Source organism: Kitasatospora sp. NPDC056181 (assembly GCF_042266225.1).
GTDB lineage: Bacteria > Actinomycetota > Actinomycetes > Streptomycetales > Streptomycetaceae > Kitasatospora.
Map to the genome: position 1 here is coordinate 1 of NZ_JBHJUK010000042.1, position 15,713 is coordinate 15,713.

A 15,713-nucleotide genomic window follows, 5' to 3' on the forward strand; every position below is an offset into this window, starting at 1 on the left:
CCGGGGCGGGGGGCCGGCGCCCCCACCGTCTGTGCCCGGGCCCGCAACTGGCGGGGGCCGCGGGCCAATCGGCCGGGCGCCACCACACGGCCGACCGAAGGACCACCGGCGCGCTCGTCCTCGCCGGCGGCGGTCCTTCAGGCGGAGCCGGCACCGGTCCGCCGCCGCAGCAGCCAGAAGCCGCCGATGCCGCCGACGACCAGCGCCGCACCGCCGGCCAGCTCCGCCGGGTTGGAGGCGACCGAGCCGCCGAGGCCGGTCTTCACCGCGCCGTGCGGGGCGATCTGCTGGCTCCCCGCGCCGGACTGTCCGAGCGATCCCGCCCACTCCCCGGCGGCCTGTCCCCACTCGCCGAGGCTCCCGGCCGGCGACGACGTGGTCGTCGACGCGGACACGGTGGTCACCGTGACGCTGGTGGAGAAGGCGGCGCCGTCGGGGCAGGTGCCGTCGACCTTGTTGTCGCCGCTGTACTTGCCCGCCAGCCGGGCCGAGCCGGTGTGCTTGCCGTCGGAGCCGAGCGTGAGGGTGGCCGGGCCGCCCTCGAACGCCTGGGAGTTGGCGGTGATGGTCTTGCCGTCGGGCTTGTCGGACTTCTCGCAGGAGACCGTGACCGTCACGGTCTGGCCCGGTGCGGCCTGGGAAGGGCTGACCGTGGCGGCGCCGTCCTTGGCCAGCGCGATGGGGGCCGTCAGGCCGGTCAGCACCGTCGCGCCGATCAGGGCGGCGGCGGCCGTACGCGTGGGGCGCATGCCGGAACCTCCGGGATTCTCGGGCGCAGCCGGGGACTCCGATGTCCTCGTGATCGAACAACCACACCCAGTCATTCACCGACGGTAGGCACCCCTCCCCCGCCCGGCCACCGCTCTGGACCGTTCGAGGGAGGACCCGCTACCGGGAGTGGATCAGAGGTCCAGGTCGACGACGACCGGGGCGTGGTCGGAGGTGCCCTTGCCCTTGCGGGCCTCGCGGTCGACGTAGCTGTCGGTCACGGCGTCGGCGAAGGCCTTGTTGCCGTAGGTGAGGTCGATCCGCATGCCCCGGTTCTTCGGGAAGGCCAGCTGGCGGTAGTCCCAGTAGGTGTAGGGGCGGTCGTACTTGAGCGGGCGGGGGACGACGTCCTGGAGGCCGGCCTCGGCGAGGGCGGCGAGGGCGGCGCGCTCGGCGGGGGTGACGTGGGTGAGGCCCTCGAAGGCGGCGACGTCGAAGACGTCCTCGTCGGCCGGGGCGATGTTGAAGTCCCCGAGGACGGCGAACGGGCGCGGGCCGGCGGCGTCCTCCAGCGCGGCCTGGCGCAGGGCCTCCAGCCACTCCAGCTTGTAGCGGTAGTGGGCGTGGCCGACCTCGCGGCCGTTGGGCACGTAGACCGACCAGACCCGGACCGGGCCGCAGGTGGCGGCGATGGCGCGCGGCTCGACGTCGGGCAGCAGGGCGTCGTCGGCGAGGTAGCCGGGCTGGCCGGGGAGGTCGCGCACGACGTCGTCCAGGCCGATCCGGGAGACGACGGCGACGCCGTTCCACCGGCCGGTACCGTGCGCGGCCGTCTCGTAGCCCAGCTCGCGCACCGCCTCGTACGGGAAGGCGTCGGCGGCGCACTTGAGCTCCTGGAGGCAGAGCACGTCCGGCTTGGCGCTCTCCAGCCATTCGAGGAGCTTGGGCAGCCGCGCGGTGACGGAGTTGATGTTCCAGGTGGCGATGCGGACGGTCACGGCGGGCGGCCTTCCCGGTGGTTCGGACGGTGGTTCGTCGGGTCGTGCGGACGACGGGTGGGCGCCCGCAGGACGCCCACCCCGAATCTACCGCCGCCCACCGACAAACCGGCCCGGCCCCGGGCGCGGGCCGGTGCCTCAGGGGGCGGGCCGCACCACCGCCGCCGCGCCGCCGCCGCGGCGGACCGGTTCGGCGGCCGCCACCCAGCGGCCGTCCGGCAGCCGTTCGACGCCGGTCGCGGCGCCGATCTCGGGCGTGCTCGCGAACACGTGGCCGAGCGCCTCCAGCCGGGCCCGCTCGGGCAGGGCGAGGAAGGCCGGCTCGGCCTGCGTGGCGGCCGTGTTGCGCTGGCTGGCGCGCGGCGCGGCGATCGCCTGTTCCAGGCTCAGCCCCCGGTCGAGGCGGCCGAGCAGCACCTGGAGGGTGGTGGTGATGATGGTCGCGCCGCCGGGCGAGCCCGCCGCCAGCACGGGCTCGCCGTCGCGCAGCACGATGGTCGGCGAGAGCGAGGACCGGGGGCGCTTGCCCGGGCCGGGCAGGTTGGGATCGGGCACCCCGGGGGTGAGCGGGGTGAAGTTGAAGTCGGTCAGCTCGTTGTTGAGCAGGAACCCGCGGCCGGGGACGGTGATGCCGCTGCCGCCGGTCTGCTCCAGCGTGAGCGTGTAGGAGACGACGTTGCCCCAGCGGTCGGCCACGGTCAGGTGGCTCGTGCTGAGGCCCTCGTACGGCTCGGCGGCGGGCGCGGGGCCGGCGCTCGCGCAGGCGGCCGGGTGGCGCGGGTCGCCCGGGGCGAGCGGGCTGGTGAGGGCGCGGTCGGGGCTGACCAGGCAGGCCCGGGAGGCGGCGTAGCGCTCAGAGAGCAGCTCCTTCACCGGCACGTCGTTGAAGGCCGGGTCGCCGACCCAGCGGTTGCGGTCGGCGAAGGCGATCCGGGAGGCGTCCAGGAAGTGGTGGTAGTACTGCGTGGCGTCGTAGCCGCCGACCTCGCCGTCCTCCAGGATGCCGAGCGCCTCGCCGACGGTGGTGCCGCCGGAGCTGGACGGGGCGATCGAGTAGAGGTCGTAATCGCGGTAGGCCACGTGGGTGGGCTGCTGGCGCTTCGCCTGGTAGCCGGCCAGGTCGGTGGCGTCCACCCGGCCGGGGCGGGCGTTGCGCCCGGAGGCCGGGTCGACCGGCGGGTGCTGGATGGTCCGGACGATGTCGGTGGCGAGGTCGCCCTGGTAGAGCGCCTTCGTACCCTCCTTCCCGAGCTGCCGGTAGGTGGCGGCCAGGTCGGGGTTGCGGAAGGTGGAGCCGACGACGGGCAGGTTGCCGCCGGGGAGGAAGAGCTTCGCCGTGTCGGGGAAGTCCTTGAACCTGGCCTGGTTGAGCGCCGTCTGGTCCTGGAAGGTCTGGTCGACGGTGAAGCCCTGGTCGGCGATCCGCTGGGCGGGCTTCAGCGCGTCGGCGAAGGAGCGCCTGCCCCAGAGCCGGACGGCCGTCTCCCAGGTCGCCGGGGAGCCGGGCACGCCGACCGACAGCCCGCTGGTGACGGCGTCGGCGAACGGCAGCGGCTTGCCGCCCTCCAGGAAGAGCCCCTCGTCGGCCGTCCGGGAGGCCGTCTCCCGGCCGTCGATGGTGGAGACCCGCCCGGTGGCGTGGTCGTAGTAGACGAAGTACCCGCCGCCGCCGATCCCGGCCGAGTACGGCTCGGTGACCCCGAGCGCCGCCGCGACGGCGACCGCGGCGTCCACCGCGTTCCCGCCCTTGCGCAGCACCTCGATCCCGGCGGCGGTGGCGTCGGCGTCCACGCTGGCGACCGCGCCGCCCCACCCCACCGCCTCCGGCACCTTGGGCGGCGACTGCACTGGTGGCCCCGCCGCGGTGGCCGGCCCCGCGACGGAGCAGACCAGGGCGGTGGCAAGCAGGAGCGACGGGGCGATGCGGGCCAGGGCTCTCATCCGGAAATGCCTCCTGAGTCGACGTCAACTCCGTTGTTTCACAGGAGCCATGGCCGCGACAACAGGGCCGCTTCACTACCAACGGGTAGTTGACGTACGGCCGCCGGAGACGGGCGGGGCGGGACAGCGCGTTCCGGGTGCGGTGCCACGGGAGGGGCGCGCTGGTGCGGTGCCGGCCGGACCGGTCGCCCTCCTGGCAGGATGGCGCCATGGAACGTGTGCTTGGAATCGGTGGGTACTTCCTGCGGGCCGCCGACCCGGCGGCCCTGAGCGCGTGGTACCGCGACTGTCTGGGCCTGGACGCCGACGAGCACGGCCTGTGGCGTCAGGAGGCCGGGCCGACGGTGTTCGCGGCGTTCGAGGCCGGGACCGACTACTTCGGGTCCCGCACCCAGCAGACCATGCTCAACTTCCGGGTCCGCGACCTGGACGCGATGCTCGCGCAGCTGCGGGCCAAGGGAGCGGACGTGGCCGGGGCCACCCAGGACATGGAGGGTGTGGGCCGGTTCGGCTGGGTCACCGACCCCGAGGGCAACCGGATCGAGCTGTGGCAGCCCGCCTGACCCCGCCCGGTCGCGCGGCCTGACCCGGAGTGGGAAGTCGGACCGGCCGACTTCCCACTCCCCCGCGCGCCGGGACGAGCCCTACGGGACGCTGCGTTCCACCCGGCGGCGCTTGATGGTGCGGAAGCGGCGGGCGACCTGGCGGGCGAGGTCGGCGGCGCCGACCAGGCCGGCCTCGTTGCCGAGGGCGGCGTGCACGATGGTCGCCTCGGGGCGGAAGCCGCGGCCGGTGAGGGTGCGGCGGAAGGTGTCGCGGGCGGGGGCGAGGAGGAGGTCGCCGGCCTCGGAGACGCCGCCGCCGATGACGAAGCGGCCGGGGTCGAGGGCGGCGGCCAGGTTGGCGATGCCGACGCCGAGCCAGGTGCCGACCTCGTAGAGGAGCTCGGTGGCGGTCGGGTCGCCGGCCCGCGCGGCCTCGGTGACCAGCGGGCCGGTGATGCCCTCGACGGTGCCGCCGGCCCGGGCGAGCAGCGGCTGGACCACCGGGGACTCCTCGGCGACCAGTTCGCGGGCGTCGCGCACCAGGGCGTTGCCGGAGGAGTACTGCTCCCAGCAGCCCCGGTTGCCGCAGGGGCAGCGGTGGCCGCCGGGCACCACCTGCATGTGCCCGAACTCGCCGGCCAGCCCGTACTTGCCGCGGTCGACGAAGCCGTCGCGGACGACGGCGCCGCCGATGCCGGTGCCGAGGGTGAGCATCACCATGTGGTCCTCGCCGCGCCCGGCGCCGAAGCGCCACTCGGCCCAGGCCGCGGCGTTGGCGTCGTTCTCGACGATCACCGGGAACCGCAGCCGCTCGCTGAGCACCTCCTGGAGCGGCTCGTTGCGCCAGTTGAGGTGCGGGGCGAAGAGCACCTTGGAGCGGTCGGCGTCGACCCAGCCGGCCGCGCCGATGCCGACCGCGTGGACGTCGTGCCGGTCGGCGAGCTGGAGCACCAGCTCGACGATGACGTCCTCGACGACCTTGGCGCTCTTGCTCTTGTCGGGGGTGTCGGTGCGCAGCTTCTCCAGCACCTTGCCCTCGCCGTCCACCACGCCCGCGACGACCTTGGTGCCGCCGATGTCGACGCCGATGGTGGGCAGCCGCAGGAGGCCTGCGGGCAGGGCACGGCGGCGGCGCTCGGCGCGCGGGCCGAGGCCGAGCAGGGTGGGCAGGACCGGCGGCCGGGTGGCGGCGTTGGGGCTGGTCACGGCTGCGGGCGCTCCTCAGGGGTGTCGACGGGCTGCGGGCGGGCGAGTTCGTGCGAGAGTTCGGCGAGGTCGGAGCCGCCGGCCATCTCGGTGGTGAGCTCCTCGAGGCCGATCTCGGCCCTGGGGTGGCTGCCGGCCATCCGGCCCCGCCTGAGCAGGGTGAAGTGGTCGCCGACCAGGTACGCGTGGTGCGGGTTGTGGGTGATCAGCACGACCCCGAGCCCGGCGTCGCGCGCCGCGGTGACGTACTTGAGCACCACACCGGACTGCTTGACGCCGAGTGCGGCGGTCGGCTCGTCCAGGATCAGCACCTTGGCGCCGAAGTGCACGGCACGGGCGATGGCGACGCACTGGCGCTGGCCGCCGGAGAGGGTGCCGATGGGCCGGTCGACGTCGTGCAGGTCGATGCCCATCCTGGCGAGGGCCTCACGGGTGGTGGCGCGCATCCCGTCGGCGTCCAGCCGCAGGCCGCCCCACCGCTTGTACCCCCGCTCGGAACCGAGGAAGAAGTTCCGCCATACGGGCATCAGCGGCACCACGGCGAGGTCCTGGTAGACGGTGGCGATGCCGCGGTCGAGGGCCTGGCGCGGGGAGTCCAGGCGGACCTCCTCGCCGCCGATGGCGTAGGTGCCCTCGTCGTGCCGGTGCAGCCCTGCGATGATCTTGATCAGGGTGGACTTGCCGGCGCCGTTGTCGCCGAGCACGCAGCTGATCTCGCCGGCCCGCAGGGTGAGCGAGACGTCCTCCAGTGCGCGGACCGTCCCGTACGTCTTGCCGACGCCCTTGAGGGAGAGCAGCTCGGACGGGAGCGGCTCGGTGGCGAGCGGCTCGGGGGCAGGCAGGCCGGTCATCGCGGTCCCCTCTCGGCGCGGCGCTTGACCCAGGAGTTCAGCAGGGCCGCGAGCAGCAGCATCGCGCCCAGGAAGAACTTGAACCAGTCGGGGTTCCACTGGGCGTAGATGATGCCCTTGCTGGCCATGCCGAAGATCAGCGCGCCGAGCGCGGAGCCGGCCACCGATCCGTAGCCGCCGGTGATCAGGCAGCCGCCGATGACGGCCGCCACGATGTAGATCAGCTCGTTGCCGACGCCCTCGCCGGACTGCACGGTGTCGAAGGAGAACAGCAGGTGCTGGCCGAGCACCCAGGCGCCGAAGCCGACGCCGAGGTAGAGCACGGTCTTGGTCCGGGCGACCGGCACGCCGACCGCGCGGGCCGCGGCCGCGTCGCCGCCGACCGCGAAGATCCAGTTGCCGAACCGGGTGCGCAGCAGCACCCAGCTGCCGACCACCAGCAGGCCGAGCCACCACCAGACGGTCGCCTTGATCGTCAGCCCGCCGACGGTGACCTCGGAGGCGAAGAGCCAGCGGCAGGATCCGAAGCCCTCCATGTCGGAGATCGGCTTGGTGGAGACGGTGCCGGAGACCAGCTTGGTGAGGCCCAGGTTGGCGCCGGTGAGCATCAGGAAGGTGCCCAGCGTGACGATGAAGCTGGGGAGCTTCGTCCGGCTGAGCATCCAGCCGTTGAAGCCGCCGACGGACAGCGTGACCAGCAGGGAGACCAGCACGCCGACCCAGGTCACCGCGGTGAGCTGGTAGCTGACCATGGACGAGGTCAGCGCGGCGGTGGTGACGAGCACGCCGGCCGAGAGGTCGAACTCGCCGCCGATCATCAGCAGGGAGACCGGCACCGCCATGATCCCGATGGTGGACGCCGCGTAGAGCACGGTGCCCAGCGAGGAGACCTGCAGAAAGGGTTCGGCAACGGCGGAGAAGACCAGGAACACGGCGGCGGCGGCGATCAGCGCGCCCAGCTCGGGCCGGGCGAGCAGCCGCCGCAGGGCCGCCGGGCGGTCCTGGGCGGGGTCCTGCACGAGCAGGTCGGGGGTGCTCAACGCGTCCCCCTCGCGACGTACTCGGCGAGCGCGTCGGCGTTGTCCTTGGTGAGGATCTGCGGGCCGGTCAGCACCGGCTTGCCGCCACCGAGCATGTCGAGGTTGGAGCGGTAGAGCCAGAGCAGGTCGACGCCCTCGTAGCCCTGGAGGTAGGGCTGCTGGTCGACGGCGAAGCCGACGCTGCCGGCCTTGAGCCCGGAGACCACCTGCGTCCCGAGGTCGAAGGTGTCCAGCTCGACGGTGCGGCGGGCGTCCTGGATCGCCTGGAGGCCGGTGGCGGCCATCGGGCCGGAGAGCGTGAGCACCGTGTCGATGGCCGGGTCGGCCTGGAGCTTGGCGGCGAGGGCGGCCCGCGCGTCGGGCATGTTCACGCCGTCCACGTAGAGCACCTGGAAGGCGCCGCCGGCCTTGGCCTGGGCACCGGAGCAGCGCTGTTCCTGGCCGACGTTGCCCTGCTCGTGGATCACGCAGAGCACGTTCTTGCGCCCGCGCGTCGCCAGCTCGGCGCCGGCGGCCTGACCGGCGGTGGACTCGTCCTGGCCGATGTGGGTGAGGGCGCCGAACTTGGCGGAGAACTCCTGGCCCGAGTTGATGGTGATCACCGGGATGCCGGCGGCCTTGGCCTTGCCGAGGACGTCGCCGAGCGCATCGCCCTTGGCAAGGGTGACCAGCAGACCGTCGACCTTCTGGTCGATGGCGGCCTGGACGAGCTGGACCTGGTTCTGGGTCTGCGCGTCGTTGGAGTACAGGAAGGTGATGTTGTCCTTGGCGGCCGCCTGCTCGGCGCCCTTGCGCACGGTGTCCCAGAAGGCGTCGCCGGCGCCCGCGTGGGTCACCATGGCGATCTTCCAGCGCGGGGTCGTGACGGCGCTGCCGGCGGCGGCCGAGGCCTTGGCTCTGGCCTGCTCGGCGCGCAGGCCTCCGGTACTGCTGCAGCCGGCGACGGCGGCCAGCAGGACCAGGGCGGCGCAGACGGGCCGGATCCGGTGGGAAGGTCGGAAGCGCGTAATGCTCATGACCATAGTCTCGCTGCACGCCGTAGCGGCCCGTGCACCGCCTCGCCTGCCACCGCGCTCCGTCCGGGCGGTATCGTGCCCTGCCGGGGGGAAATCCTGGGAGTCGGCTGGGCGCATCGTCAGGGCACGGGCCGTCAGGGTGGCAGACTAGGACGGACCCGAAAAGGGATCATCACGGAAACGTGATGTTCCTCTCAGGTTCCACACAGATTAGGACGGCAACCGATCCCCGTTCCTGGCCGTCCGATGTCATTGGAGCGAGTTCCGGGCGAGTGGGGCCCCGGACGGCTTTGAACCCGGATACGAGAACTTGATGCAACTGACAGGCACGCCATTCTTCCTCTGCACGGTCATCCTCGTGCCGATCTCCATCGCAGTGGCCCTGCTGCTCTGGGGCAAGGTGCGCGGGCCCCGGCCGGTGCAGATCCTGTCCAGGCTCGCGATGATCGTCTTCTGTCAGGTCACGGCCGTGCTGATGGTCTTCATCATGGTCAACAACGCCAACCTGATCTACGGCAGCTGGGACGACCTCCTCGGCACCGGCAAGCACGTGCGGGCGGTGCCCTCGGTGCCGCCGGCCGACCCGGGTGCCGGTGGCACGGCCGCCGCGTCCGGCGGCCAGGCGGGCAGCGGGGACGCCAAGCAACCGCCCAAGGTGGCGCAGCAGTTCCGCGGCGTGGACGACCCGAAGGTGCCGAACGACGTCCAGAAGACCGACCTGAAGGGCCAGCTGTCCGGCGTGGACGGCGAGGTCCTGGTCTGGCTGCCGCCGCAGTACCACGACCCGGCGTTCAAGGACAAGAAGTTCCCGGTCGTCGAGCTGATCCCGGGCTTCCCGGGCTCCTCCTCCACCTGGTACGGCACGCTGAAGGTCTCCGAGCAGCTCAAGCCGCTGATGCAGCAGGGCAAGGTCGCCCCGTTCATCCTGGTCTCCCCGCGCACCCTGCTGCTGGGCAACAGCACCGACGCCGGCTGCACCGACGTGCCAGGCAAGGTCAACGCGGACACCTGGCTGACCCGGGACGTCCCGCAGATGGTGCTGGACAACTTCCGCGCCGACGCCTCCCCCGACCGCTGGGCGGTCGCCGGGTACTCGGCCGGGGCCCACTGCGCCACCAAGCTGTCCCTGGCCCACCCCAACCGCTACCGGGCCGGCGTCAGCCTCTCCGGCTACAACGACCCCGCGACCGAGAAGGACTCGCTGGTCGGCAAGGACCCGAAGCTGCGCGAGGCGAACAACCCGGTCAACATCGTCAAGACCGCCGCCCAGCCGCCGAAGGTCGCCCTGTACATCTCCGGCAACAAGGGTGACGGCTACGAGGACGGCCAGGCGATCGCCGCGGCCGCGAAGGCGCCGACCACCGTGCAGGTCCAGGAGACCACCGGGCCGCACTCCAGCGACGTCTGGAAGAACATGGTGCCGGGCGTGTTCGAGTGGATCACCAGTGTGATCCCCGCCCAGCCCTGACCGGTTGAGACGAAGGGCCCGCCCGCGATCCGCTCGCGGCGGGCCCTTCGTCGTCCGGCCGGCCTGCCGAACGGTCAGGCTCCGGACGGTCAGCCCGCCGTGGCGTCAGCCCGCCGGGCGGTCAGGCCAGTTCGAGGGCCAGGTAGAAGTCCACCCGGTCCTCCAGCCGGGAGAGGTCCCGGCCGGTCAGCTCCTCGATCCGGCCGATCCGGTAGCGCAGCGTGTTGACGTGGACGTGCAGCTGGCCCGCGCACCTGGTCCACGAACCGTCCGAGCGCAGGAACGCCTCCAGGGTGCGGACGAGGTCCGCCTGGTGCTCGATGTCGTAGGCGATCACCTTGTCCAGCAGCCGGCTGCGGAACGCCCGGCGGACCTCGTCCGGGACGGCCGCCAGCAGCAGCACGTGCGAGGCCAGCTCCTCCGGGCCGGCCACGCAGACCCGGCCGACCCGGGCCGCGGCGATCCGGCGGGCGTGCCGGGCCTCCTCCAGGGCGCCGCGCAGACCGCCCGCCTCGGAGGCGGGGGCGGAGACGCCGAGGGTGATCCGGCCCTCCGAACCGAGGCCGGCCTCCAGCGGGGCGAGCAGTTCGCGCAGGGTGTCGGCGGGCACCGCGCTGTCCAGCGCGGGCAGCACCACGACGGCGCCGGTGCCGGCCCCGGCGATCAGCGCGCGGTCGGTCGTCCCGCCCAGGGCCTCCTCCAGGACCGAGCGCACCGTCCCCTCCGGCAGGCCCGTGCCCTCGGCGCTGAGCACCAGCCAGGAACCGTCCTGCGCCTGGGGCTTGGGCTCGTGGCTCTCGTAGCGGGCGGCCATCGCCGAGGAGGCGTAGAGGGTGCGGCTGATCTCGGCCGGGTCGGCGTCGCGCTGCAGCAGGGTGAGCACCTCGTCGGCGAGGCGGCGGCGCAGCCGGCGGCCCTCGTCGCGGCGCTGCCGCTCGGCGGCGACCAGCCGGGCCAGGTTCTCGGCGAGCTGCTGGCGCTTGCCGGTCCACTCGGTGACGTCGCCGGCCACCGCGAGCACCCAGTCGGCGAGCGGCGACTCGGCGTCGGGGGTGGCGGGGGCGGGCAGCAGCGAGTAGGAGCCGGTGACCAGCCGGGCCCGGTGCGGGGGGCGGCGGCGCTGGCGCTGGGCGCCCAGGTGGGCACGGACCAGCTGGTCCCGGTCCTCGGCGGAGAGCCGGTCGGCCGGGCCCGCGATCACCGCGCCGGTGGGGGTGAGCACCCAGCAGTCGAGGTCGAGGTCGCCGCCGAGCAGGTCGAGGACGGCGTCCAGGCCACCGCCGCCGGCCGCGGAGACCAGCAGGCGGTGGCGGTCGACCAGGGCGGCGAGGTCGGCCGCGCGGTCGGCGGAGACCTGCCGGCCGATGAACTCGGTGACGGTGCCGAAAGCGATGTCGTCGGGTACCGCCAACAGGGGCATGCGGTGGCGGCGACAGGCGTCGACGAGGTCCTCGGGGACGGGGCCGACCTCGGCCTCGCCGGCCGCGAGGGCGACGGCGCCGCCGGCCACGATGGTCCGCACGAACCGCTCGGAGTCGGCGGGCCCGGTGCGCCAGAGCATGCCGGTGAGCACCAGCTCGCCGCCGTGCAGGTAGCGGCCGGGGTCGTGCAGGTCCGTGGTCATGACGCCGCTGACCTGGCGGTCAAGCTCTTCCTCCGCCGCGAGCAGGCGCAGTCGCGGGGCTCCGGGGGCGAGCAGGTCACGGACACGCATCCGGGACTCCTAACGGGCTGGGGGGAGGGTGAAGGGGGCCCGAGCGCTCGGTCCGGGGAGACAGTGTGCCCGAACATCTGTGCTCGGTGTTACGTACCGACCGGCGCCCGGATCACGGGGCCATAGCTTGGGAATCACGGCCGGATTACGGTCGTAGGTAGCGCCCGGTAAACGGCTGGGCTGCGAGATTGTCCGCCTTAGAGGAACGTACAGGATGCCGGGCGGGACCACAGCCGGGGCTTCATGCCATCGGTGACTGCCAGTGGGCCCCGTCACAGCGGTTCACTGGCCACACGCCGCCGGACACATCCCGGTGACCAGGATCGGACGCCGAGGTAACGAAGCGGTTCGCACGGTCCGAACACCGAGTTCCGGGCACTGTGCCCACCAGTCCGGCCGGCAACGACTTGAGGAGACACCCGCATGGAGTTCCTTCGGCCCGCTACCTGGGACGAGGCACTCGCGGCGAAGGCTGAGTACCCGACCGCGCTGCCCATCTCGGGCGGCACGGACGTCATGGTCGAGATGAACTTCGACGTGCACCGGCCATCCGCGATTCTCGACCTGAACCGCATCACCGAGCTCACCGAATGGTCGAACGACGGCGACGTCGTCAAGCTCGGCGCCTCGGTCCCCTACACCCGGATCATCAACGAGCTGTCCGGACCGCTGCCCGGCCTGGCCCTGGCGGCCCACACCGTCGGCTCGCCGCAGATCCGCAACCGCGGCGGCGTCGGCGGGAACCTCGGCGGTGCCTCCCCGGCCGGCGACGCGCACCCCGCGCTGCTGGCGGCGGGCCGGGACGTCTTCGTCGAGGCGGCCTCGGTGCGCGGCACCCGGATGATCCCGATCGACGAGTTCTACGTCGGCGTGAAGCGCAACAGCCTGGAGGCCGACGAGCTGATCCGGGCCGTGCACATCCCCGTCGCGGACGGCCCGCAGCAGTTCTCGAAGATCGGCACCCGCAACGCCATGGTGATCGCGGTCTGCGCCTTCGGTTTCGCCCTCCACCCGAAGAACGGCACCGTCGGCACCGGTATCGGTTCGGCTGCCCCCACGCCGCGCCGCGCCGTGGAGGCCGAGGAGTACCTGCAGGGCGTGCTCGCCGAGCGCGGCCTCTGGGAGTCGGGCGACCTGCTGGGCGCCGAGGTGATCCAGCGGTTCGGCGAGCTGGTCAAGGCCGCGGCCTCGCCCATCGACGACGTCCGCGGCACCGCCGACTACCGGCGGCACTCGCTGGCCGTGATGGCCCGCCGCACCCTCACCTGGTGTTGGAACGACTACAGCAAGCAGATCAGGAGCGCGGCATGAGGGTCACTTTCACCGCCAACGGCAAGCCGGTCGAGGCCGACGACGTGTGGGAGGGCGAGAGCCTGCTGTACGTGCTGCGCGAGCGGGTCGGCCTCCCGGGCTCGAAGAACGCCTGCGAGCAGGGCGAGTGCGGCTCCTGCACGGTCTACCTGGACGGGACGCCGGTCTGTTCCTGCCTGGTCGCCGCCGGCCAGGTGCAGGACCGCGAGGTCCGCACGGTCGAGGGCCTGGCCGACGAGAACGGTGAGCTGGGCCTCGTCCAGCAGGCGTTCATCGACGCCGGCGCCGTCCAGTGCGGCTTCTGCACCCCCGGCCTGCTGGTGCAGACGGACGCGCTGCTGGAGAACGACGCCCAGCCGAGCGACAACGACATCCGCGAGGCGCTGTCGGGCAACCTCTGCCGCTGCACGGGCTACGAGAAGATCATGGACGCGGTGCGGCTGGCTTCCGCCCGCAAGTGCGCTGGTAAGGCGGCTTCGGAATGAGCACTCGCACGATCCAGGGTCAGAAGAACCTGCAGAACATCAACCAGGCGTCCAAGGACGGCATCGGCGGCTCGCCGCTGCGCCCGGACGGCAACCTGAAGGTCAAGGGCGAGTTCGCGTACTCGTCCGACATGTGGCACGAGGACATGCTCTGGGGTATGGCGCTGCGCTCGCCGCACCCCCGCGCCAACATCCTCTCGGTGGACGTCTCCGAGGCGCTCAAGGTGCCGGGCGTGTACGCCGTCCTCACCCACGACGACATCCCGGGCTCGAAGTTCTACGGCCTGGAGATCCAGGACCAGCCGGCCCTGGCGATCGACAAGGTCCGGTACCACGGTGAGGCGATCGCGCTGGTCGCGGCCGACCACCCGGAGACGGCCCGCCGCGCGGTGAAGAAGATCAAGGTCGAGTACGAGGTGCTCACCCCGATCGTCACCGAGGAGCAGTGCCTCGACCCCGAGACCCACGGCTACGTGCACGAGCCGCACGAGTTCAAGTCGCACGGCTACGGCAACATCTGCCACGAGCAGAAGCTGGTCTCCGGTCTCGGCGTGACCGACGAGGTGCGGGCGATGGCGGACGTCATCGTCAAGGGCACCTACGAGGTCGGCATGCAGGACCAGGCCTTCCTCGGCCCGGAGTCCGGCCTGGCCGTGCCGGCCGAGGACGGCGGCATCGACCTCTACGTCGCCACCCAGTGGCTGCACGTGGACCGCCAGCAGATGGCGCCCGTACTGGCCCTGCCGGAGGAGAAGGTCCGCCTCACGCTGGCCGGTGTCGGCGGCGCCTTCGGCGGCCGCGAGGACATCTCGATGCAGATCCACGCCTGCCTGCTCGCCCAGCACACCGGCAAGCCGGTCAAGATCGTCTACGCCCGTGACGAGTCCTTCTACGGCCACGTGCACCGCCACCCGGCCAGGATGCAGTACGAGCACGGCGCCACCCGCGACGGCAAGCTGGTCTTCGCCGACGCCCGGATCGTGCTGGACGGCGGCGCGTACGCCTCGGCCTCGCCCGCCGTGGTCGGCAACGCGGCCTCGCTCGGACACGGCCCGTACGTGATCCCGAACGTCAAGATGCACGCCATCGCGCTCTACAGCAACAACCCGTCCTGCGGCGCGATGCGCGGCTTCGGCGCCGTCCAGGCCGCGTTCGGCTACGAGACGCAGATGGACCGGCTGGCCGCCGAACTGGGCATGGACCCGGTCGAGCTGCGGCAGCTGAACGCCATGGCGGAGGGCGACCACATGCCCACCGGCCAGCAGATCGACTCGCCCGCCCCGGTCGCCGAGTTGCTCCAGCGGGTCAAGGACATGCCGCTCCCGCCGCCGCTGGACACCGAGCACCTGGACGTCCGGCAGGTCCCCGGCGCGCTGTCCAACACCTCGCACGGCGAGGGCATCGTGCGCGGTGTCGGCTACTCGGTCGGCATCAAGAACGTCGGCTTCTCCGAGGGCTTCGACGACTACTCCACCGCCCGGGTCCGCCTGGAGGTCATCGGCGGCGAGCCGGTCGCCATGGTGCACACCGCGATGGCCGAGGTCGGCCAGGGCGGCGTCACCGTGCACGCCCAGATCGCCCGCACCGAGCTGGGCGTCGAGCAGGTCACCATCCACCCGGCCAACACCGAGGTCGGCTCCGCCGGCTCGACCTCCGCGTCGCGCCAGACCTACATGACCGGCGGCGCCGTGAAGCTGGCCGCCGAGGCGGTGAAGCAGGCGCTGATCGAGAAGGGCCGCCGTCGTTACGGCTGGACCCGGAACGACCTGTCGCTGGCCGGCGGCAAGGTCGTCTCCGAGTCGGCCGGCGCGCTGGTCTCCATGGTGGACCTGCTCGGCGACGAGGCGATCGACCTCACCCGCGAGCACCACCACCGCCCGACCGTCCCGTTCGACAAGGAGACCGGGCAGGGCTTCGGCCACGTCCAGTACACCTTCTGCGCCAACCGCGCGGTCGTCGACGTGGACGTCGAGCTGGGCCTCGTGAAGGTGGTCGAGCTGACCGCCGTCCAGGACGTCGGCAAGGCGCTCAACCCGCTCTCCGTGGTCGGCCAGATCCAGGGCGGCTGCACCCAGGCCCTCGGCCTGGCCGTGATGGAGGAGATCGTGGTCAAGGACGGGAAGGTCCGCAACGCGTCCTTCACCGACTACCTGATCCCCACCATCCTGGACACCCCGCCGATCCCGGTGGAGATCCTCGAACTGCCCGACCCCCACGCCCCGTACGGGCTGCGCGGGGTCGGTGAGGCCCCGACCGTCTCGGCGACGCCGTCGATCGTGGCCGCCATCCGCAACGCCACCGGCCTGGCGCTCAACCGGATCCCCGTCCGGCCCGAGCACCTGACCACCGAGACGCCCGGCCCCCTGTAGCCACGGGTCCCCGCACACCTCCCCGGGGCGGCGACACGCTTTCTCCGAGCGCAGGCGAGGA

General features: G+C 72.6%; 13 protein-coding genes. 5 read left to right on the forward strand and 8 right to left on the reverse strand.

Annotated elements, in window-relative coordinates; translation table 11 throughout:
* Positions 1–137: 137 nt before the first annotated feature.
* From ACFC1F_RS17875 to ggt, 3 genes are all read right to left on the reverse strand, one after another.
* On the reverse strand, positions 138–749 hold the full coding sequence (locus tag ACFC1F_RS17875) for a hypothetical protein (protein WP_209408894.1): 612 nt from the start codon (positions 747–749) through the stop codon (positions 138–140).
* 153 nt (positions 750–902) lie between these two features.
* The gene (locus ACFC1F_RS17880; protein WP_376159327.1) at positions 903–1,706 is read right to left on the reverse strand and encodes an exodeoxyribonuclease III; all 804 of its coding nucleotides are present in this window, start codon (positions 1,704–1,706) and stop codon (positions 903–905) included.
* Between the two features lie 138 nt (positions 1,707–1,844).
* Positions 1,845–3,647, reverse strand: coding sequence for a gamma-glutamyltransferase (gene ggt, locus ACFC1F_RS17885; RefSeq protein ID WP_376159329.1), 1,803 nt, complete (start codon positions 3,645–3,647; stop codon positions 1,845–1,847).
* A gap of 209 nt (positions 3,648–3,856) precedes the next feature.
* Here ggt and ACFC1F_RS17890 point away from each other — a divergent pair, with 209 nt between their 5' ends.
* Positions 3,857–4,210 (forward strand): VOC family protein, encoded by a 354-nt coding sequence (locus ACFC1F_RS17890; RefSeq protein WP_376159331.1) that lies wholly within the window; start codon positions 3,857–3,859, stop codon positions 4,208–4,210.
* Between the two features lie 81 nt (positions 4,211–4,291).
* Here the strand turns inward: ACFC1F_RS17890 and ACFC1F_RS17895 are convergent, their stop codons facing one another.
* The 4 genes from ACFC1F_RS17895 to ACFC1F_RS17910 are packed head-to-tail and all read right to left on the reverse strand — an operon-like array spanning position 4,292 to position 8,305.
* The gene (locus ACFC1F_RS17895; RefSeq protein ID WP_209408902.1) at positions 4,292–5,398 is read right to left on the reverse strand and encodes an ROK family glucokinase; all 1,107 of its coding nucleotides are present in this window, start codon (positions 5,396–5,398) and stop codon (positions 4,292–4,294) included.
* Entirely contained in the window at positions 5,395–6,249 is an 855-nt protein-coding gene (locus ACFC1F_RS17900) for an ATP-binding cassette domain-containing protein (RefSeq protein WP_376159333.1), read from the reverse strand. The genes ACFC1F_RS17895 and ACFC1F_RS17900 overlap by 4 nt, the downstream gene beginning before the upstream one ends.
* A complete protein-coding gene (locus ACFC1F_RS17905; protein WP_376159335.1) occupies positions 6,246–7,289 on the reverse strand; it encodes an ABC transporter permease in 1,044 nt (347 codons plus the stop codon). The genes ACFC1F_RS17900 and ACFC1F_RS17905 overlap by 4 nt, the downstream gene beginning before the upstream one ends.
* Positions 7,286–8,305: a sugar ABC transporter substrate-binding protein gene (locus ACFC1F_RS17910; RefSeq protein ID WP_209408909.1), complete on the reverse strand. Its 1,020-nt coding sequence runs from the start codon at positions 8,303–8,305 to the stop codon at positions 7,286–7,288. Before ACFC1F_RS17910 ends, ACFC1F_RS17905 begins: the two co-directional genes overlap by 4 nt.
* A gap of 358 nt (positions 8,306–8,663) precedes the next feature.
* Here ACFC1F_RS17910 and ACFC1F_RS17915 point away from each other — a divergent pair, with 358 nt between their 5' ends.
* On the forward strand, positions 8,664–9,773 hold the full coding sequence (locus ACFC1F_RS17915) for an alpha/beta hydrolase (protein ID WP_376159337.1): 1,110 nt from the start codon (positions 8,664–8,666) through the stop codon (positions 9,771–9,773).
* A gap of 121 nt (positions 9,774–9,894) precedes the next feature.
* Here the strand turns inward: ACFC1F_RS17915 and ACFC1F_RS17920 are convergent, their stop codons facing one another.
* On the reverse strand, positions 9,895–11,487 hold the full coding sequence (locus ACFC1F_RS17920) for a PucR family transcriptional regulator (RefSeq protein WP_209408915.1): 1,593 nt from the start codon (positions 11,485–11,487) through the stop codon (positions 9,895–9,897).
* A gap of 423 nt (positions 11,488–11,910) precedes the next feature.
* On the opposite strand from ACFC1F_RS17920, the gene ACFC1F_RS17925 reads away from it, so the two are divergent.
* The 3 genes from ACFC1F_RS17925 to pucD are packed head-to-tail and all read left to right on the forward strand — an operon-like array spanning position 11,911 to position 15,652.
* A complete protein-coding gene (locus ACFC1F_RS17925) occupies positions 11,911–12,798 on the forward strand; it encodes a xanthine dehydrogenase family protein subunit M (RefSeq protein ID WP_209408918.1) in 888 nt (295 codons plus the stop codon).
* Positions 12,795–13,283, forward strand: coding sequence for a (2Fe-2S)-binding protein (locus ACFC1F_RS17930; protein ID WP_209408921.1), 489 nt, complete (start codon positions 12,795–12,797; stop codon positions 13,281–13,283). Before ACFC1F_RS17925 ends, ACFC1F_RS17930 begins: the two co-directional genes overlap by 4 nt.
* Complete coding sequence (pucD, locus tag ACFC1F_RS17935) at positions 13,280–15,652, forward strand: xanthine dehydrogenase subunit D (protein WP_209408924.1); 2,373 nt, start codon at positions 13,280–13,282, stop codon at positions 15,650–15,652. Before ACFC1F_RS17930 ends, pucD begins: the two co-directional genes overlap by 4 nt.
* Positions 15,653–15,713: the final 61 nt, after the last annotated feature.

Coding starts and splice junctions, on each gene's coding strand:
- ACFC1F_RS17875 (WP_209408894.1), bottom strand. CDS start 749: ATGCGCCCCACGCGTACGGCCGCCGCCGCCCTGATCGGCGCGACGGTG.
- ggt (WP_376159329.1), bottom strand. CDS start 3,647: ATGAGAGCCCTGGCCCGCATCGCCCCGTCGCTCCTGCTTGCCACCGCC.
- ACFC1F_RS17890 (WP_376159331.1), top strand. CDS start 3,857: ATGGAACGTGTGCTTGGAATCGGTGGGTACTTCCTGCGGGCCGCCGAC.
- ACFC1F_RS17900 (WP_376159333.1), bottom strand. CDS start 6,249: ATGACCGGCCTGCCTGCCCCCGAGCCGCTCGCCACCGAGCCGCTCCCG.
- ACFC1F_RS17910 (WP_209408909.1), bottom strand. CDS start 8,305: ATGAGCATTACGCGCTTCCGACCTTCCCACCGGATCCGGCCCGTCTGC.
- ACFC1F_RS17920 (WP_209408915.1), bottom strand. CDS start 11,487: ATGCGTGTCCGTGACCTGCTCGCCCCCGGAGCCCCGCGACTGCGCCTG.
- ACFC1F_RS17925 (WP_209408918.1), top strand. CDS start 11,911: ATGGAGTTCCTTCGGCCCGCTACCTGGGACGAGGCACTCGCGGCGAAG.
- ACFC1F_RS17930 (WP_209408921.1), top strand. CDS start 12,795: ATGAGGGTCACTTTCACCGCCAACGGCAAGCCGGTCGAGGCCGACGAC.
- pucD (WP_209408924.1), top strand. CDS start 13,280: ATGAGCACTCGCACGATCCAGGGTCAGAAGAACCTGCAGAACATCAAC.